The following is a 20,089-nucleotide window of genomic DNA, read 5'->3' as shown; positions in this document are numbered from 1 at the left end:
AAAATTGGGGGCAAACAATAGATTCCTTATGCGATCTTCATCTGCGGGGTTCTGGAGGCCAATGGGATACAAGGGCTTACGGTGGAGCTCCGGAGGCTGGGAATGCCCCCGGAGCACTTGCAGCTATTTAGCTGAGTCCTTGCCCCACTGGAAGCGCAGACCGGCGCGGAGGTTGAAGGGCAGGCTGGGATAGCCGAGGGGGGCGATGTGCTGGCTGTTGGCCAGGTTTTCCGCCTGTGCGTAGACGCTGAGCCAGTTGATGAGCTGATAGATGCCTCCCAGATCGAGCTTGGCGTAGCCGTGATCAAGATTGCGATTTGGGAGCAGAAGGCTGTTTCCGCCGGTCTGGTCAGCGTACGCGAGGTAGGTGGAATCGTCACTGCGGCTGGCGAAGGCCGAGGTGAGGATGGCGGAGAGCCTCTTGTTTGAGTAAGTTGCGGTGGCGAAGGCGGAGTTCGGCGGACGACGGAAGGGACGCGCGCCGACGAGCGGAGAGTAGGCTCCGATGGGGATACCGTTGTAGGTGGGTTCGAATCCGCTGACGAGGGCTAGATTATCGCTATCAAAGGAGCGCTGCACCTGAGCCTGCATCCAGGTATAGCCCGCGCGAAGAAAGATGCTGCGGCCGATTCCGCCTTCGACCGTGGACTCGATGCCCTGGGCATGGAAGGCCTGGGTGTTTACGTTGAGGCCATAGTCGAGGGTGTAATAGAAGCCGAGCGCATTGATGAAGTCCTGACGAGCCTGCCCGGTAAAGCCAAGAATGTCAGGAAGAGACACAGCGCTGACGGATTCAATCTGACGACCGAACTCGTTGTGAAAGTAGCTGGCGCGAAAGAGAATGTGTTGCGAGAAGAAGGTTTGCTCGACACCGCCTTCATACATGCGCTGGGTGGGTGGGGCAAGCGGGCCGATGTTGAGCTGCTTTGCGACGGATGCGTATCCGTTCCCGACAAGAGCGGTATAAAGCGAACTGAACTCGTCTGTGAGTGCCGGCTCGCGGATGCCGTCCCCGTAATTGAAAAGGATGCGGGTGCCGGAGAAGGCACCGCGACGTGGCTTGAGAGCGTAAAACGTGAAACCGGCGCGTGGTGTGGTGTAGGTTCCGAAGAGCGCGTAGTGCTCGAGCGAGCCGCCGAGGTTGTAAAAGAAGCGATTCTTGAAATCGCCGTGGACGCTGGCGAGGTAATCGTAGTTGGTGGGCGCGAGATGATCGTTTGTGCCATAGGCGGCAAGGACTTCTGAGCCGCGCTCGTCCTCATAATGGAAACCGATCAAGGCGACGAGGTGCGGAGTGAAGCGGAAGTCGCCCTGATAGAGAAGCTGGTCGCGATTGGAGACGAGCTGCTCGGAATAGGTTCCGGGGTAATCGATGATGGCGCGGCCCGTGGCGGAGGAGCCGTTTGCGCCATTGATGGTGACGGTCTGGCCGAAATAGGCGTCGTCGCCGAAGCCATCGTAGTCTTCGATGAGCTCACCGGAGTTCTGCCAGAGGGAGAACTGCTCGCGCTTACGGGTGGCGCCATAGCGGATGGTGTTGTGGAAGCTCTCGGTTGTCTGGTTGTCGAATGTAGCGCTGATGTAGAGGTCCTGATCCTTCTGTGTGGCGACATCCGTGACGTGGTAGAAGTCCCAGGCGTTGGGGACTCCGGTGGAAGCGACGTTGTAGTGGACGGTGCCGCGGAGTTGCGTGGTGTCGTTGAACTGATAGCCGAAGTTGCCAGCGGCTGAGCCGAGATGATGCTCGTCGTTGGGCAGGTCGTTGGCGGTCTGAAGCCAGCTGTAGGCGGCAAAGTAATCGACCTTGTCATGCGCGCCAGCGAGCTGGGCTTCTTCACGCGAGGTGTAGAAGTTGCCGGCATCGGCGGAGACGAAGATGGAGGGGAAGCTGGTGGTTCCGCGCGGCGTGATGAAGCTGACGACGCCGGATTCGGCTCCGGCTCCATAGAGATCAGAGTTGGGGCCGCGATAGATTTCGCTGCGCTCAATGCCGGTGGTGGAGAGTGGACCGAAGTCGAAGCGGCCACCGAGATCGCCGGCGCTGATGCCGTCGATGAGTACCTTATTGTTGTCGGAGTCGCCGCCGCGGATGAAGAGGGCGGATTGTGCTCCGCGCTGGCCGATTTGGACGGAGGCGGTGCCGGGCATGAGTCGCAGGAGGCTGGTGAAGTCGCTGCTCTGGCCGATTTCGGTTTGGCCGAGCACGTTGGTGGCGGAGCTGGTTTGCGGCTGCGGCGTCGGCGTGCCGGTGGCAGTGACGACGATGGACTGACGGACCCACTGGGGTTCCAGGACGATGGAGCGCTCGATGGAATCGAGGCTGCCGGCGTAGAAGGTGGGGGTTTCAAGTTGACGGAAGCTCTTTGCGGAGACGACAAGGAAGAAGCGGCCGCTTTTGCCGGTGGTAAGGGTGAAGCTGCCGTCTGCACCGGTGAGTGTGTTGGTGACGATCTTACCGCCCTGAAGAAGCGCAACGGCTGCATTGGAGACGCGCGCGCCCGAAGAGTCTGTGACTCGGCCACGGACGGAGGCTGCGCGGGCCGAAACGGCCGCGAGAAGGATTGCGAGAACTGGCAAAGCGCGGTGGAAGAATGGACCACGCAAAAATGAAATAGACATTTATCTCCTCTTGCCCTCCCACGGGGCAGAAGTAATGGAATTCGCCTAAGACCGGTCTCCTGACTTTGCGCCTTGCCAGTTCCCTTCCCAAGGCCGAGATGGCCTCAGTGGATTACGACTGGCTGACTGCCTTTGCGCGATGGACGGCGCGGGGGCGAGTGACGCTCACAGTTGCGGGGCAGTGGCGGAGTTTCACCGCCTTCCCGAACATCCTGGCGATTGCGTTGTGGGTTGTGCATGAATCCACATCTTCAACACCTGAGATGGGAAGCTCACGCAAGAGTGTTCATGTGGAACCACACGGAGGCTTGTGTAGTGATACTCATTGTTTCTGCAAGGTCGCAAACCTACCATAAAAACACGGTAGATCTTCCAAGCGTTGATGTTCGATTCAACGCAGCATAACTGGACAGTATAACGTCAGCGGCTATCTGCAGGCTTTGTGCAGGTTGACGATGACTCGCGCCTGGAAACGGGTTCGCTCCAGTTGAATGCCCTAACGCTGTATCACTTCAAAGGCAAAAAAGAGGTTGAGATGCTCACGTTTCATCTGGGATTTCGCACGTTGGTCTGTCACGCGGTGGTTGCGGCGACGTTCATATCTATGGGGCTTGCCTATAGCCAGACTTCAGTGGCGCAGACTTCCATGGCGGGTGTGCCCGAAGCGCAGCATCCGACGATGACGATTACGATGGTGCCTGCTAGTTCTCTCGAATCGCGGAGGGTCGTGATCGAAATGCCATCGTCGATCGACGCGTCTTCATTGATGATTTCGCTCAACGGCAAGGATGTGGCATCTGAATTTACGCCGACGGCGTGCAGCAGCGGCAGCGGCCACTGCGAGACTGCGACCTTAACGGCAGCGCAAGGGATGCATGATGGCAAGAACGTGCTGTATGCGGCGGGAAAGAGCCAGGAGACGGGTGTTGTAAGCTCGCGCATGCGCTTTGCCGGCGTGGAGTCATCGAAAGCCCTCGGAGCGCAGGCTGTGAAGGCGCGAGGAATGCTGAACGCGAGCAGCAATGCTAACCCACTGCCGACGGGCAGCAACTTTCTGCCCCCGACGGTTGCCTTCAGCACGCTGGGGAGTGGCGGCGTAAGCGCCGGCCAGCCGTGGATCCAGCTCGGAGACCAAGTGCAGATTCCGACTGCGAGCGGATGCTCCAGCATTTACAGCGTTATCGTTCTCGACCGGCAGACACTTCAGCAGGTAACGACTGCTCCTGAGTCTTCTCCGCAGTGCATTGGAGATGGGCCGACGCTGAAGACATATCTGCAGAAGCTTACTGCACAGGACCTGGTGATTGTCGGGACGAATCTCTTTAGCAATTCCGATGCAGGCTCGCAGCCGAAGCAGCTCGACACTACGCCAATCGGCGGACGTGTTTATAACTGCGACCCGACGACCACCGCTTGCAAAACGGTTGCCGGGGCAACCGCCGACATTCCGCTTGGTTATGTTGCGATCGGTGCGGGCGGCGCTACTCCGGGCACCGCATTTGAGAATTACTACACTGGCAAGGACGCGACTGTGACAGTGCCGAACCTAAGCGGCATGCTGGAGGAAGATCCCTGGGGCAATTACAACTATCAGCCTGCGGGAGCGGTGGAGTACACCGTGAGCCCTGCACCGCAGTCCGGTGGCGGGACCGCGAGTGCGACGGTGTCGCAGCTGTTCGGATCAACCTACGCCGGTAACCAGGGGGTGCTTGAGGCGCCAGCTACGGGCGGCAGTGGAGGTTACTGGCTCATCAAGCTGGACCGCGAATCCCTGGTTCCGGCCAAATTTGCCGGAGTTACAGCCGGTTCGGGAACTGCAACGTTCACCGGCGTCGGAAACTTTTATCCGACTGCAAACTCAAATACGCAGGCCTCAACGCAGGCATTTACAGATCTGGCAAACGATCTAAACAGCACAACTCGCGACCAGCTCGTCATGCTGACCACGATTGGAACTCCCGTGATCGGGACGAGCGAGCAGTCTGCGGCCTGGATCTCCTGGGGCACTACAGCGGCTTACTATCAAAATTTTGCGCCGGCGTTTGAGGCGTTCGGCGCGCCTGCGGTGAGCACGCTGTATCTTTACGGCTCCACGGATGCGATGAGCCTGGTGAGCTGCACGATGTGCGGTAATGCCGTCACGGGGAATGCCGTGTACTCCGCGACGAAAAACTCGCAGCAGGGCCAGACGGGCTTCGTGCATGGGCTACTGCAACCCGATATGCACGGAATGTACTGGCCGGTTCGCACAGACCAGATCTCTCCGGGCGGCAGCACAGTGGATTATTCTCTGAACAAAATTCTTGCTTCGCAGCCAAGCGAATGGCCTGAGCTGAGCGGGAACCTGATGTCTGGTGCTTCTACGGTAACCGGACAGATGGCTGCCTATCACTACCTGAGCTACATGCTGGTGACGCAGCACTACATTATTGGCGCGCAGGGTAATTACCTGGACGACATTCATTACTACTTTGCGGGAAGCAACAACACGTTCCTGGATTACCACATCTTTGATCCGACGACCCTGACCTTCCCTGGCGCGGCAGGCACGTGCTATACGTGGACCGATCCGGTGACGAATTCTCCGCTGTCATGCTTTAAGCAAGAAGATATGCAAGCAGTGGCGACGCAATTGAAGACAGAACTGGTGGATCTGGTCAACGTGATGCAGTTCATGGTGAATGGCTCGACCAACATGAAGGACATTGTGGCCTCAGGCAACAGCAGCGCGGCTACAGCGCTGATTGGTTCGGCAGCCACTGTGCTTGGAAGCACCCTTCAACCGCCTCCATCGACTCCGGTGACGACAAACGTCTCGAACATTCTGAGCATGGTTGGAAATGTAGTGAACCTGGGAGCTACGATTGCAACCGGCGGACTTGTTCCTCCGGATCTAGCGGGCATTGTTTCCTCTTCAGGGAACATGATCAGCGCGATCTTTGGAGGCGCGGGAGCTTACGCAGGCGGCTTCCAGAATTCGGGCCAGACATATTTGCCAAGCCCGCAATACAACCTCTCCACTACGATTGGCAACCTGGCGAACGCACAATTGCAGCAACAATTCTCGATTGGGTTCGATACGGAGCTGGATACTGTCCTGGGCGATTGGAATAAGCTTTCCCAGCTTGGGCCGAAGATTACTGATTCAAACCAACCGCTTTACAGCTCACCCAACCAGGTGGCGCAGAATGTTTCTGTGACTTTGCTGGGGCAGGCATCGCAACGCGCGTTCTACCTGGCGCTTCTACCGCAGGCGTATTCGATTCAGTACTACAAGGCCTGGGGCGATCCTTACCCGGATATGGGCATCGCAGAATCATCCAGCAGCTGCAACCGGTGGTATGCCGCGAGCGATATCAACTCTGCCACCTATGTTCATTATCCTTCGTACGTGGGAGTTGGAATTCCCTGGTACGTGTGGCAGATTAACTCTCCTGTGTTTCCAATCGATATCTATGTTCTGGCTTCACCGACGGCGCAGCATGCGGGAAAGTCGGACCAGTCCTTCCAGGTGATTGACCAGCAGTTGGCAAACACTCTGTTCGACGGGAATCAGCTGAATCTGCCAATCGATCAGGTGTTTGGCAGGACGGGGCCGCTGGGATCGGTGTTCCTGGATGCCACAGTCAGTAAATTCGACAATTACAACGAAACGTGGCTCGCCATCTGCGGCGGAAATACGCTCGATTTGTCTGGCAACCCGCTGTATACGTCGACCACGATGACGGCAACACCCAGCGCGACAACAGCCGGACAGAACGTTGTGCTGCAGGCCACGGTGAAGGCTAACAGTGGTACCGCTACGGGATCGGTGGATTTCCGCGAAGGTAACACGATTCTGGGCACGGGTACGCTGGATGCTACTGGAAACGCGAGCGTGACGATCAGCACGCTTGCTGCCGGGACGCATTCGATCGCGGCTTACTACTCGGATGGTCAGGATGGATCTAACTTCCTGCCATCGACTTCACAGGCGCTCACTGTGACTGTGAATGTTCCTGTTCCGGATATGTCGCTTTCGCTTTCAAGCGGCGGCTTGTCAGTGTCTGCTGGCACAGCATCCTCGCCGATGACGCTCACAGTAACTTCCGTCTCGGGAATGACAGGGCAGGTGAGCTTTGTGTGCAGCGGGCTGCCGCTGGGATTGGCGTGCAACTTTACCCCTGCACAGACGTCGCTTCCGTCCAATGGCACGGCGACAACCAGCTTTACCGTAAGCGAGACGGCGACTGCCCAGGCAGTGAGCTCGATTGGCTTATGGAAAGGTTATGCCGGCATTGGATTGTTTTTGCTTTCTGTTGTGCTGCAGTTCCGGATTGCAAGAGGCCGGAAGCACATAAGAGGGTTTGTCTGTATGCTGGCTCTGGTTGGCTTGAGCTCGGTAGCGGTACTTTCGGGCTGCGGCGGCTCTGGTTCCAAGCATCCGTCAGGCACGACGACTGTGCTTGTCAGCGCGACGAGTGGCGGAATGACCAGGAGCATTCCAATGACGGTGAACGTGCAGTAGTCCGCCGTGAGTATGTTGGCATTCCAATGAAAAGGTCCGGCCTATAGCCGGACCTTTTTCTGCGCATTTTTATTTGCTGGAAAGAATATGGTGCCCCTGAGAAGATTCGAACTTCCGACCTGCGGTTCAGGAAACCGATCAGCCCCGCCTCGCACAGTGCAGTGTTGCAGGACAATGCATCTGACCGCACCGGATTCCAAGCTAAACCGACACCATACCCGACACCAAATTTATGGACACCGGGCAAATTCCGCGAAGTGATGTGAGTCTTGTCAGGTCAGCTTATAACCAGCAACCGATAGCACCCAACGCGCATTTATTTATCCAGTGAGAACGCTTCCTCGCTAGCTCAAGCCGATTTGCCGGAGGCCGTTCATGAGCACAGTCCACGGAAGTCCAGAAAACGGTGTACTGTGGCATGGATATCAGCGCCAAAAGTCTCACCGAAGCGATTCAGCGCGTGCATCCGTTGGTCGAGAAAGGAGCTTGCTCCGCTTGAGCTGTCGTCCCCAAGCTGTTCCGGCTGAAATCGCCCAGTAACTGCTTCAGAACAGCTAGGATAAAGCAGGAGTAAACTCCAACAGATCTGGGGATTGACCTCGCTTTCTTTAGTAGATCGGAGACGCAAGCGTGCGAGCGGCTTTTCTTGGAGAACGATTCAGGAGGGCCGGTTCGTGCGTGCGAACGCTGGCGGTCTGCCTTTTCCTCGCGTTTGCATGCTGCTCGCGCTTTGCTGCGCTGGAGAGCGATCGGACACGATTGCGCAATTCGCGCATACCGCGTGGGGCACGAAAGAGGGCGCGCCGAGCCCCATTACAGCGTTGGCACAAACCCCGGATGGGTATCTCTGGCTAGGAAATCCCGCTGGTCTGTATCGATTCGACGGTGTCGCCTTCGAGTACTTCCGGCCTCAGTCGGGCGGCCCTTTCCCGGGCGGTGTGAATTCACTGTTGGCTCTACCCAATGGAGACCTTTGGATCGGCTTTTCAGGAGCGATCAGCCTTCTGCGGAATGGAAACGCCACGAACTATACCACCCGCGACGGAGTCCCAAACGGAGTGGTATGGAGCTTAGCGCAGGATCGGGATGGGACGATTTGGGCTGCGACCGACAACGGGCTTGCGCGGCTGCAGGGCAACCAATGGAAGGTAGTAGGGAAGGATTGGAATTTCCCGGGGAAGTCTGCTTACGCAGTTTTTCTTGATCGTCAAGGAACACTTTGGGTTTCTACCGAGGACACCGTAGTTTCTCTTCCCCCCGGCGCCAGGCAGTTTCAACCGGCCAATATTCGAGTCGGCCAGGTGATGCAATTCGGACAAGCGGCAAGCGGGAAATTGTGGATGGCGGAAACGACGAGATCTGTCCGGACCATCCCCCTATCCGATAGGCGGCAGTCTCCTGACGAAACTGAGGTCCAGGTCGGTTCCATGGGAATTCTTTTTGACAACGACGGCGCCTTGTGGATCACCAGCATTGGAGACGGGCTTCGCCGTTCTCCGGCTCCAGATTTGCTGAAAGGTCGAATTCAAGAATTCAGCTCTGCAGTTGAGTCGTTCTCAGCGAAGGATGGACTGAGCGACGATTATGTCCGCGCCATTCTTCAAGACCGTGAAGGAAATATCTGGGTCGGAACCAACAGCGGTCTGGATCGCTTCCATAAAACGAACATGGTGCCGGTCGCTCTCCCCTTCAAGCTCAATCAGTCGATTTGGGCTGCCGGGGACGACGGCGACGTCTGGGTATACGAGCTGGCAGGAAATCGAAGTGTCATGGTCAGGGTTCACGGGGGACGCGCTGATCGTGGTCATCCGCTTCACAGCCACAACTATGCCGCTGATAACCCCACTTCTGCATATCGTGACGCCTCTGGGACGATTTGGTGGGTTTGCCTTGATGCCATCTATCGCTACCATGCGGGAAACTATACCAGGATTGCGCTACCGGATTCGTTCCCGAAGCCCAATCTAGGGTTTCCGCCCCAGGCAACCGAAGACGGCTCTGGCGCGCTCTGGCTGAGTGCAGAGAGACAAGGTCTGTTCTATCTGAAAGACGGAGTATGGCATCGACTTGAATCCGCCCCAGAATCCGCAAAGTTATTCCCTACGACTGCCTTCACGGATTGGATGGGCCGCGCGTGGTTCGGATACCTGGAAGGCACAATCATCCTCCTGGACCAGGGAAGGATCCAGAGAGTATTTTCCGCGAACGAGTCTCCGCTCGGAGGAGTACAAGTAATTAGCGGGCGGGGGCGTCATGTATGGCTGGCGGGAAGAGGGCTGGCTTTCTTTGACGGGAACCGCTTCCGGCGAGTCGTCCCTGCGGATGAGCCGTTCGGGGCCTCTTTCGGAACCATTTGGGGAGTTGAAGAGGCTTCCAACGGCAGTTTGTGGCTGGCTGAGCAGAGGGGCGTAATCGAGATCCCGGCAACAGAAATCCAACAAGTCCTTCGCGATCCTTCCTATCGCGTGAAATATCGTGTCTTCGACTCTTTCGACGGCCTTCCAGGCATTCCCTCAAAAGAGATCCAGGCAACCGACGGCAAACTATGGTTCATGGCGTCAAAGGGAATCGTGCGGGTCGATCCTGCCAACATCTCCACAAATGCACTTCCTCCCACGGTCTTGATTCGCCCTATAAAGGCGAATGGCAAACAATTCCGTTCGCTGATGAATCTGACCCTCCCCCCACGAACGACCAATCTGCAAATTAGCTATACAGCTCTGAGCCTGTCTGTGCCGGAGAAGGTGCGTTTTCGCTACAGGCTGGAAGGAGTGGATAAAGAATGGCAGGACGCGGGCACTCGTCGCGAAGCCTTTTATAACGGGCTTGGTCCGGGAAAGTACCATTTCCGAGTAATCGCCTGCAATAACGACGGAATCTGGAATGACGAGGGAGCGCACCTGGACTTCACCATTGCGCCCGCCTGGTACCAGACGATTTGGTTCCGAGGGCTTTGCGTGCTTGCTTTCTGCACACTGCTCTGGGCCGGTTATCGAATGCGTGTTCACCAGTTACAGGAGCAGGAGAAAATATTCCGCGAGGCGGTAGAAACCATGCCGGCCCTGGCTTTCGTGGCCGATCCCAAAGGCAATCTCACTTTTATGAACAAGGGGTGGCTCGAATACACAGGAGTCAGCCCGAATGAACCGTCCGCGTCAGGATGGGAGAAGACGATTCACCCTGATGATCTCAACCGCATCACTGAGCAGTGGCGCGCATCCCAAACAACTGGCGAACCTCTGGATTGTGAAACGCGGTTGCGCCGCGGATTGGACGGAACCCATCGCTGGTTTCTGATCCGCGCCGTGCCTGTGAGGGACAAGCACGGAAAGATTGTGAAATGGTGTGGCGCGGCGACGGACATTGAAGATCGCAAAGATGCTGAACAGCTCCGGGAGAATCTTACCCATGCGAGCCGGGTCAGCACGATGGGCGAACTGGTTGCCTCTATCTCGCACGAACTCGCACAGCCCATCACAGTCACAACGGCTCATGCCAGGGCATCTTTGCGATGGCTACAATGCGACCCGCCTGAACTGACCGAGGTGCGCAAAGGGACGGAAAGAATCATGGAAGCGGGCACGCTTGCTTCGGAAATCATCAACCGTCTGCGATTGTTGTACAAAAAGGCTCCTCCGAACCGAGAGCTGGTCGCCATCAATGAGGTCATCCAGGAAATGGCCAGGATGCTGGGAACCGAAGCCAGAAGACAGGGTGCGTCGATCGACACCGACCTCAAAGACGATCTTCCCATGACTGTGACGGATAGAGTCCAACTTCAGCAGGTGCTCATGAACCTGATGCTGAATGGCATCGAGGCGATGAAAGATGAGGGCGGCGTGCTTACAGTGAAGTCGCAAATGGGCGAGGACGGTCAGATCGAAATCTCCATTCAAGACACAGGGCCGGGGCTGCCTACGGGCGGGACCAACCAGATATTCGACGCATTTTTTACGACGAAGCCGCAAGGCAGCGGCATGGGCCTGGCAATCAGCAAGTCGATTGTCGAATCGCATGGCGGAAGGATCTGGGCCAACGGCAACAGCGAGCGTGGCGCGACGTTCCATTTCACCTTGCCGACGGTTCCTGCGGAAACATAATCTCCTGCGGATGTTGCGTTAGGAGAGCCTCGATAGAAAACCCATCTCCAACTCGCCTTCATAAGTTTCAGCGCCAACCTTTAATGCTTCCCTCACGCGCGCCTGGGTCACCTCACTGGCGACACTCAGATCGGACTCGTGGGCTTCCACCAGTAGCCCCTCTGTCATGGAACTAAATGCTCCCATATCCACGGCCGCCTTGACGTGAGCAATGGTATGTGCGGGAAAAGAGGCGATGCGGTGAGCAAGGTTCTCGACGAAAGGCGTCAATTCGTCGGCTGGCAATGCTCGATTGATATAGCCGTAACGTTCTGCCAGCTCCGCTGAGAAATCATTGCAGCCCAGGAGCACCTCCAGGGCGCGTCCCCGTCCTATGAGCCGGGGTAATCTTTGCGTAGAGCCGCCACCCGGAACAAGCCCAACCGCCACCTCCGGCTGGCTGAAGATCGCTTTGCCAAGGGCAGCAAAACACATGTCCATGGCCAGCGCGATCTCACTCCCTCCGCCCCGGGCTCGTCCTTCAATCTTGGCAATGGCTACCTTCGGGATATTCCTGAACCGCTCGCCGATGATCTGCGTCAGACGAAAGCTGCGTGTATGGGATACGGTTTTGGAAGCGGCTCCCACCCTGCCCAAACCTGAGTGGGCTATGAAGAAATCAGGAAGCGCGCTCTGCAAGACCACAACCCGGATACTCTCATCGTTCTCGAGCTGCCTGCCTAGTTTGTCGAATTCCTGCGACAGAACTTCATCCAGAAGATTGATTGGCGGGTGATCGATGCTGACGAATGCGACTCCAGAATCAAACTTGAACCGGAAACATTTGTAGTCAGAATATGGCAAAGGTCTGGCTCCTTTTCGATGATCGTTTCATGCACTGACACTGCAGTTCATGCCCTGCACGCCTTCTCAGTCTTCCTGCACGGGATTGGTCAGGACACCGAGCCCCTCGATCTCCACTTCGAAGACATCGCCGGGCTGCATGTAGACGGGTGGCTTACGTGCGGCTCCTACACCGCCCGGTGTGCCGGTGATGATCACATCCCCTCGCTCCAGAGTCATTGCGACACTGATCATTGCAATCAACGCCGGGACACTGAAGATGAGCTGGTCTGTGCGCGCATCCTGCATCACGCGGCCATTTAAACGGCCCTGGATGCGCAATCCGCTGGCTCCCGGCGGTACGGCATCGGGCGTCACCAACCAAGGGCCGAACGATCCGGTGCCATCGAAATTCTTGCCCATCGTCCATTGCGGTGTACGGAGCTGAAAATCACGCACGGTCGCATCGTTGAAAAGGGAGTAGCCTGCCACGTGATCAAGGGCCTGGTCCTGGGAGATGCGGCGCCCCGGCTTGCCGATCACGACGGCCAGTTCGGCTTCATAGTCGAGCGCAATGGATTCGCGGGGCCGCCGGATCGGCTCTTGATGAGGGATCAGACTTGTCGCAAAGCGGGCGAAAATTTCAGGGTAGACCGGCTTCTTCAGACCACTTTCCTCCAGGTGGTCATCGTAGTTGAGACCGACGCACAGAATTTTCGGCGGTACGGGCACTGGCGGTAGCAGACGGACAGCGTTCAGGTCGATTGCCGGCGATTGCTCGAGGCTTCTGCCGATGTGCAATAAGTCTGCACCTTGTGCGATCAGTTCTGGTAGCGTGCCCGGAAAGCCGCTCTCCCGTTGCGTGAGGCCATGCCAGCCTGAGCCTGCATCTGCGGCAATTCCGAGGACTCCACCTGTTTCAAAATGAATGATGCGCATAGGGCGCTCCTTTAGTTCGCCTGCGGACGACTCAGTTCCTCGAGCAAGTAAAGAAATGATTCATACTTCTTCCCGGTCGCATGCCGCAGGCCCATCTCACAGGTTCGGTTTGCCGAGACATAGGCGTCGCAGGGACGATCAATCAATACCAATTGAACTTCCCGTGTCGCTGAAAGAACTAACTCGGGATGTAATAGCCCTCGGTCTCCGGCGGTCCCGCAACAGGTTGTGCCGATTGGAACTTCCACCTCGTCGGCCAGGCGGGCCGCAATCTGTTTGAGCGCGCCAACCAGCTTGAGGTCGGTTATCGAGCATGTCGGATGCACAGCGACGCGCTGCAGCTTGTGCGAGATATCCAGGTTCGACAGAAGATCATGACACCACGCGATCGAGTCGATGATCTTGAGGCTCTCGTACTGCTCTTTTTGCTGTCCTTCGAGCTGTGTCACGATATCTTCTTTGAGTCCAAGGGTGCAGGAAGCGGCGTCGACGACGATAGGAAGAGCTCCTCCATCGCTCCAGCGCCACAGCGCATCGGCCACTGCGTGCGCCATGTACTTATGCCCCCGGTGATAGCCTTTCGATCTCCACGGCGTCGAGCAGCAAAGGCCGGCTACATCCGGCGGAATCCACAGCGGCTTACCAGCGCGTTTGGACAAGGTGACAAAGGTTTCCGCAAGCGAGGGAGCGGCAGGCCCGGCGGGATCGCGGCCAAACATGCGGTTGATACATGCGCAGAAGTACACTGCCGCGGCGCCGTTCCTGTCGGTTTTCGGCAAGCCGGAAGCGCACGTGGCATTGGCCCGGGCACGGCGGGCATGAGGTCAGGGCTGACAACACTTCGCACGACAGCGGTAAGAGCCGTGAGCGGCTTCACACCAAACACGGAGGAGAACACGTGTGCTCCCCATAGGCTTACCCGCGCCATGGGTTCGACCGCTTTCCAGTGCTTTGCGAGGCTCAGCGCCACGGCTTCCGCGGCGGGGCTGTTTTCGCGCCCGCGAAACTGTTTGATCAACGTCCCGGTGTTGATTCCTATCGGACAGGGAATGGAACACATGCCGTCGCCTGCGCATGTTTCGATGCCATCGTACTGATACTCCTGTTGGAGTTGCGCGAGCATCGCGGAGTCAGCCTTCTGGCGCACCATCTCCCGCCGCACCACGATTCGTTGACGTGGAGTCATGGTGACATTGCGGCTCGGACAGACAGGTTCACAGAACCCGCACTCGATGCATTGCGAGGAACCCGTAACCCCTTCGATCTGAGGGAAGGACTTCAGATTCTCCAGGTGAAGCCTGGGATTCCGCGTCAGAATCACGTCCGGCGCCAGAATCCCGTGAGGGTCGGCGAGCTGTTTTATGCGCCACATCATGGCAGTGGCTTTCTCACCCCATTCCGATGCGACGAACGGCGCCATGTTCAGGCCGGTTCCGTGCTCGGCCTTCAAAGAGCCGTCATGTTTCCCGACGACGAGCTCCACAAGCTCGGTCATGAAAGCCGAGTATCGGGAGAGTCCTTCGGCCTCGCCGAGATTTGCGACGAGAGTGAAATGAAGGTTCCCGTGAGCAGCGTGCCCTGCGACACCGGGGATGAATCCATGCTTGGAAAGCAGGTTCTGCACGTCGCGCGCACCCTCAGCCAAACGCTCCGGCAGAAAACAGACGTCCTCCGTAATGAGCGTCGAGCCTTCCGGGCGATTCTTGCCGACCAAACCCAGAAGTCCCTCGCGGACATGCCAGGCGAGCTCGATGGCTTCGTCGACACTCGTGAAGTCTACCGGCTTGATCAGCTGGACGGTGCTCACGAGTTCAAGGACTTTGCGTTGTGTTGCTTCAAGAGAGTCAGAGTTCTCGGCGCCAATCTCAACGAGCAGAGCAGCGGCCTTGGGGTCGAGGGTTTTCCAGTAGGCGGGCGTTTCCTCAAAGGCCTGACCGGCGGCGGTGAGCGCTGGTGCAATCATCAGCTCGACGGCGGAGGCGCCAAGGCCGACGAGGCCAGGAACAAGAGCGATCGCTTCATCGATTGTGGGAACTGGAATCCATGCCACGCTCGTCACGCGGGATGTTGGAATCGTCTCTAGTACCGCTTCAGCAATGAACGCGAGCGTACCCTCCGAGCCGACAAGCAGGCGTCGAAAAATCTCGAGTGGCGTTTCACCATCGAGAAGTGCGCAAAGCCGCAATCCATGAGTATTCCTGATCGTGTACTTGCGACGCACACGATCCGCCAGCGCCGGATCCGCCAGCAGCTCTCTTCGCAGTTCCAGCAAGCCTTCCGCAAGCTGCGGCTCTGCCTGCGCAAACCTTTTTTCGGCATCGGGTTTCGATGTGTCAATGACAGCGCCGGATGGCGTTACGAACGTGAGCGCGGAAACGGTATGGTAGGCATCTTTCTGCACGGTGCACCGCATGCCGCCGGCGTTGTTCGCGATCACGCCTCCGATCGTGCAAGCTGCGGAGCTGGCGGGATCCGGTCCCAACCGACGCCCATGCTTTTCCAGCATCAAGTTGACATGGCTGAGGATCATCCCGGGGCGCGCACGCACGCGCACGCCATCATTCTCTACTTTGCCGCCATTCCAGTGACGGCGCACATCTATCAAAATGTCGTCGGATAGCGATTGACCGTTGAGACTCGTGCCCGCCGCCCGAAACGTCGCGTGCCGCCCGGTCTCATGGCAATAACGGAAGAGCTTGACGATGTCATCAGTCGTTCGAGGCAGCACGACAACCTGAGGTACAAGCCGATACGGGCTTGCATCGGAGGCATATCGTACAAGATCGATTGCTCTGTGAAAGACGTTCTCTTTCCCCAGGAGGGCGATGAGATCGGCCTTCAGATCATCTGGTGTCCCGTTGACCAGAGAGGCGGGGACTGCATCGCTCATGGATGGCGCGTCGAAGCGCCCTATGAGCGCAGGGTCTACGGATAATAGCTTTCTAAACACAAGAGCGCCCTCAGATCTTTCAGATCTTCAGTACCAGCTTGCCGTGATCCTAGATACGGGGCGCAACCGCAGCAACTACATAAAGCTGGTATAGCGTTCTTCGCATGACGTCAACAGAGTGCCTGGTGGATGCTTGCGACTGATTCTTGATTCGCGCTCAATCACTAAGTCTCGCCCGCGTATCAGCTTTGCGCTTTTGATAGAGCGCGATCTCATCCGAACGCCTACCCACTTTCTCTCGTTTGGCCCTGCCGTCGATTCGGTAGCGAATCCCTAAATGCCGGTATCGGCTTCCCTTTCAAGGCAGCACGCACCCTGGCAGCGGTTCTGTTGGCACAGATGGGCTCCTTCCGATGTCAGGCTTAGAAAACCGTCACCTGTCTTTTTTGAGAGCCATCGTTATTTCTATAAATTATTGATTCTATGGTGACCCTGGGAAGATTCGAACTTCCGACCTGCGGTTTAGGAAACCGTCGCTCTATCCATCTGAGCTACAGGGCCATTTAACTTATTTTACCTTGTTGCGACTTCTTTAACAGCCGCCGGCGATGGAGGGAATGATGGAAAGGGTGTCGGTGGGCTTGATGGCGGTGGCTTCCTTTTCAGGGAGATAGCGGATGTCTTCGTCGTTGAGGTAAAGGTTGACGAAGGCGCGGATTTTTCCCTCCGCAGTGAAGAGGTGCTTGCGGAGCTCGGGGTGGGCGGCGGTGAGGGCGTCCAGAGCCTCGGAAACGGTGGCTGCAGAGGTTTCCACGGTGTCTTTGCCGCCGGTGAACTGACGGAGCGGCGTGGGGATGAAGATGGTCATGTTGAGTGCGTCCTCTACCCCATGATATTGCACACTCTTGTAAACTAGAGGTGAGGTTTCTATGCCAGAGATTCAGCGCAGAAAGACTCCGACGGTCCGGATTGGCAATGTCCGCGTGGGCTGGGAGGTTCCGGTTGTTGTGCAGTCGATGACCAACACCGATACGGCAGATGTGGCGGGCACGATTGAGCAGGTCGCAGCGCTTGCCGTTGCAGGGTCAGAACTTGTCCGCGTGACGGTGAACAACGATGAGGCGGCCGCGGCTGTTCCGGCGATTGTGGAAGGGTTGGATAAGCGCGGAATCCGTGTGCCGATTGTGGGTGATTTTCACTACAACGGGCATCTGCTGCTGAAGAAGTTTCCCGAGACGGCGAAGGCGCTGGCGAAGTACCGCATTAATCCGGGGAACGCGTCAATCGGCAAGAAAGATAACGACAATTTTCAAGTGATGGTGGAGTGCGCTGTTGAGAACCAGAAGCCGGTGCGCATTGGCGTGAACTGGGGATCGCTGGACCAGGCGCTGCTGACGCGGATGATGGATGCGAATTCGAAGTCGGCCAATCCACTGCCTGCACGCGACGTGATGATGGAAGCGATGGTGGTGAGTGCGCTGGATTCAGCGAAGGCTGCTGAGCAATATGGGCTACGCAACGACCAGATTATTTTGTCGGCGAAGGTTTCAGGCGTTCGGGATTTGATTGATGTTTATACGAATCTTGCCGCGCGGTGCAATTATGCGCTGCACCTGGGGCTGACTGAGGCCGGCATGGGCGCGAAGGGGTTGATTGCTTCAGCTGCGGGGCTGGCTCCGCTGCTGCTGGCTGGGATTGGCGATACGATTCGCGTGAGCTTGACGCCGAAGCCGAATGGGGATCGCACGGAAGAGGTGCAGGCCGCGCAGCAGATTCTACAGTCGCTTTCGATTCGTAGCTTTATGCCGCAGGTGACGAGTTGCCCTGGATGCGGGCGCACGACGAGCACATACTTCCAGGAGCTGGCGGAACAGATTCAAGGCTATCTACGGACCTCGATGCCGGAGTGGCGGAAGAAATATCCGGGCGTTGAGGAGCTGAAGCTGGCTGTGATGGGCTGCGTGGTGAACGGGCCGGGTGAATCGAAGCACGCGAACCTGGGAATCAGCCTGCCGGGCACGTTTGAAGAACCGAAGGCGCCGGTGTATGTGGATGGGAAGCTCTATACGACGCTGCGTGGAGATACGATTGTGGCGGAGTTCAAGGAGATTCTGGATAAGTACGTGGAGAGCCACTACGGGATGGCTAAGAGCGAGGAGTTGGTGGGGGCGCGATAGAACTTCTTTCGTTCCGTTGCCGAGGAGCTGCTGATCTTTCAGCGGCTCTTTCGTTTTTTGGGGCGTCGCGGTAGGATGGCTGCAATTCCCTTCTTTGAGGCTGCCATGCTCCCCCGCTGGTCTATTCTTGCGTCGATTTATGCGCTGATGCTGCCGATGACTGTTTTTGCCGGCAGGCAGAAAGCCTGTGTATCTCCGGACGATGCCACGAAAAACCTCAACAAAGATGTTTGCGTCCAGGCCCATGTGTATAACGTGGTGGAGTTGCCGGACGGGACGCGGTTTCTGGATGTGTGCACGCCTGAAACGCCCGATGATAAGTGCCGGTTTACGATTGTGAGCCTGCGCCAGGATCGCGATACGGTTGGGGATCTCGAGAAGATGCGGGATACGAATATCGAAGTCCGGGGGATTGTGGCATCGATGCATGGCAGGAGCGGGATGGTATTGAGCCATGTGCGGCAGTTTTATGGTGGGCCGCCGAGGTTCAGGCCGAATCCGGCGCTGGCACATGGATTTACTGGAGAACAAGAGAAACCGGCGATTAAGGATCCGAATCTACGCCCGCAGGGGGGAGGACGGGCGTGGATGAGTACGAAGGATGTGGCGAAAAAATAGGGACTATGGGACTGGCTGGTTATCGAGTGGCGGGGCGAAGCGAGAACCGACTTTAAGAATTATGGCTGAAATAGCGAGAGAGACAAGAGTTAAACCGAGGGCAAGAGAAAGGTTTCCCGTGCGATCGGAGACGGCACCGATGACCTGGGGAGAAAAGGTATCGCCAAAGGCGTGAATGCAGAAGAGATTCACTGAGATGGCGGTGGCGCGGACCGGAGCGGAGACGGAATTGACGATTGCGGCGTTGAGCGGGCCGGTGTTGAGGAAGAGGAAGAATTCGGCGAGAAAAAGCGCGGGGATGGCGGTGGCGTGGGGTCCGAAGAAGACGATAGCGCCGAAGGGGAGTGTCAGAACTACGCTGACAGCGGAGAAGAGGTAGAGGGCGCGGTAATTTGTGCGGAGCCAGCGCTGGGCGAGCCAGCCGCCGAGAGCTGTTGCGGCGATGCCGTCGAATGCGGTGATGGCGGAGACGATGAAGCTCGCTTTGGAGACTGGATAACCGAGCGTGCGATGCAGAAATGTGGGCACCCAGGTGGAGATTCCGCCCATGGCGAAGGTGAGGGCGGCGAGGCCGAGGGTGGCGGTGAGGAAGGCTCCGTTGGTGAAGAGACCGAGGAAGCTGGAGCGGGAGCGATCGACGTGGATGTGGTCCTGTGCGCCGCGCTGGGGCTCGCGGCCGATCCACCAGTAGAGCGCGGCGACGAGCAGGCCGGGGAAGGCACAGAGGAAGAATGGAGTGCGCCAGCCGTAGAGAGTGCCGAGTGTGCCGCCTGCTAGATAACCGACGGCCGCGCCGACGGGGATAGCGATATAGAAGACAGAGAGAATGCGGTTGCGGTCGCGCTCGGGATAGAAATCTGCCAGGACCGCGGGAGCGTAGATGGAGAAGGTGGCTTCTCCGACGCCGACGAGGGCGTGGCGGAGATAGAGGGTCCAGTAGCCCCAGTATTTGTCATGGCTGACCCAGGCGGTGGCCAGGGTGGCGATGCTCCATAGGACTGCGCCGGTAATGATGAGGGGCTTGCGGGGGAAGCGGTCACCGAGCCAGCCGGTGAGCGGGGCGACGAGCATGTAGGTGAGGAAGAAGCCAGTAGTGAGCGCGCCCATCTGCTGGTCGCTCCAGTTGTATTCCTTCTGGATGAGCGATTGCGCGCCGGGGAGAATGTAACGGTCGATGTAATTGAGCAGGTTAAGGGCAATGAGGAGAAGCAGCGTCCAGAATGCGGGGCTGATACGGCGCGTGGGCTGAAGGGTGGTGGACACCGGGAACAGGATAGCGGATAGCAATGCGTGGCGTAGTACCATTAGCACCAAATGAAAGAGTTATGGCGCAAGACCGCGGAGCTTTTCCGGGATTACCCTATATTGTGGATGCCTTATTTGTGCGCTGATATCTGCATGTTTGTGCTGAGCGGCT

General features: G+C 57.5%; 11 protein-coding genes, 1 tRNA gene and 1 riboswitch. Of the genes, 4 read left to right on the top strand and 8 right to left on the bottom strand.

The window, feature by feature from the left end; translation table 11 throughout:
• Window positions 1-123: 123 nt before the first annotated feature.
• A complete protein-coding gene (locus VO84_RS01730) occupies window positions 124-2,619 on the bottom strand; it encodes a TonB-dependent receptor (protein WP_058185537.1) in 2,496 nt (831 codons plus the stop codon).
• Between the two features lie 32 nt (window positions 2,620-2,651).
• Window positions 2,652-2,887, bottom strand: a riboswitch (cobalamin riboswitch).
• 267 nt (window positions 2,888-3,154) lie between these two features.
• Between VO84_RS01730 and VO84_RS01725 the strand changes: the two genes are divergently transcribed.
• Together VO84_RS01725 and VO84_RS01715 are read left to right on the top strand one after the other, a co-directional pair.
• Window positions 3,155-7,126 (top strand): Ig-like domain-containing protein, encoded by a 3,972-nt coding sequence (locus tag VO84_RS01725; RefSeq protein WP_157439662.1) that lies wholly within the window; start codon window positions 3,155-3,157, stop codon window positions 7,124-7,126.
• A 674-nt stretch (window positions 7,127-7,800) separates the two neighbouring features.
• On the top strand, window positions 7,801-11,226 hold the full coding sequence (locus VO84_RS01715; protein WP_058185535.1) for a two-component regulator propeller domain-containing protein: 3,426 nt from the start codon (window positions 7,801-7,803) through the stop codon (window positions 11,224-11,226).
• Window positions 11,227-11,244: 18 nt separating this feature from the next.
• On the opposite strand, the gene VO84_RS01710 is transcribed toward VO84_RS01715, so the two are convergent.
• The 6 genes from VO84_RS01710 to VO84_RS01685 all read right to left on the bottom strand — a co-directional run bounded on the left by VO84_RS01710 (window position 11,245) and on the right by VO84_RS01685 (window position 16,745).
• A complete protein-coding gene (locus VO84_RS01710; protein WP_058185534.1) occupies window positions 11,245-12,069 on the bottom strand; it encodes an enoyl-CoA hydratase/isomerase family protein in 825 nt (274 codons plus the stop codon).
• A 66-nt stretch (window positions 12,070-12,135) separates the two neighbouring features.
• On the bottom strand, window positions 12,136-12,987 hold the full coding sequence (locus VO84_RS01705; RefSeq protein ID WP_058185533.1) for a fumarylacetoacetate hydrolase family protein: 852 nt from the start codon (window positions 12,985-12,987) through the stop codon (window positions 12,136-12,138).
• Between the two features lie 11 nt (window positions 12,988-12,998).
• The gene (locus VO84_RS01700; RefSeq protein ID WP_058185532.1) at window positions 12,999-13,541 is read right to left on the bottom strand and encodes a (Fe-S)-binding protein; all 543 of its coding nucleotides are present in this window, start codon (window positions 13,539-13,541) and stop codon (window positions 12,999-13,001) included.
• A gap of 59 nt (window positions 13,542-13,600) precedes the next feature.
• Entirely contained in the window at window positions 13,601-15,877 is a 2,277-nt protein-coding gene (locus VO84_RS01695) for an FAD-binding and (Fe-S)-binding domain-containing protein (RefSeq protein ID WP_058185531.1), read from the bottom strand.
• Between the two features lie 484 nt (window positions 15,878-16,361).
• Window positions 16,362-16,438, bottom strand: a tRNA-Arg gene (locus VO84_RS01690).
• Window positions 16,439-16,469: 31 nt separating this feature from the next.
• A complete protein-coding gene (locus VO84_RS01685; protein WP_058185530.1) occupies window positions 16,470-16,745 on the bottom strand; it encodes a MoaD/ThiS family protein in 276 nt (91 codons plus the stop codon).
• Window positions 16,746-16,806: 61 nt separating this feature from the next.
• Here VO84_RS01685 and ispG point away from each other — a divergent pair, with 61 nt between their 5' ends.
• Together ispG and VO84_RS01675 are read left to right on the top strand one after the other, a co-directional pair.
• On the top strand, window positions 16,807-18,054 hold the full coding sequence (ispG, locus tag VO84_RS01680; RefSeq protein WP_058185529.1) for a flavodoxin-dependent (E)-4-hydroxy-3-methylbut-2-enyl-diphosphate synthase: 1,248 nt from the start codon (window positions 16,807-16,809) through the stop codon (window positions 18,052-18,054).
• A gap of 75 nt (window positions 18,055-18,129) precedes the next feature.
• Window positions 18,130-18,672: a hypothetical protein gene (locus VO84_RS01675; protein ID WP_058185528.1), complete on the top strand. Its 543-nt coding sequence runs from the start codon at window positions 18,130-18,132 to the stop codon at window positions 18,670-18,672.
• A gap of 3 nt (window positions 18,673-18,675) precedes the next feature.
• On the opposite strand, the gene VO84_RS01670 is transcribed toward VO84_RS01675, so the two are convergent.
• Entirely contained in the window at window positions 18,676-19,935 is a 1,260-nt protein-coding gene (locus VO84_RS01670; RefSeq protein WP_231737732.1) for a spinster family MFS transporter, read from the bottom strand.
• Between the last annotated feature and the right edge of the window lie 154 nt (window positions 19,936-20,089).

The organism is Occallatibacter gabretensis (assembly GCF_001449115.1).
In the GTDB taxonomy this organism is placed as follows: Bacteria; Acidobacteriota; Terriglobia; order Terriglobales; family Acidobacteriaceae; genus Telmatobacter; species Telmatobacter gabretensis.
The sequence above is the reverse complement of the archived record's forward strand: the minus strand, read 5'-3'. Positions and strand labels throughout refer to the sequence as shown.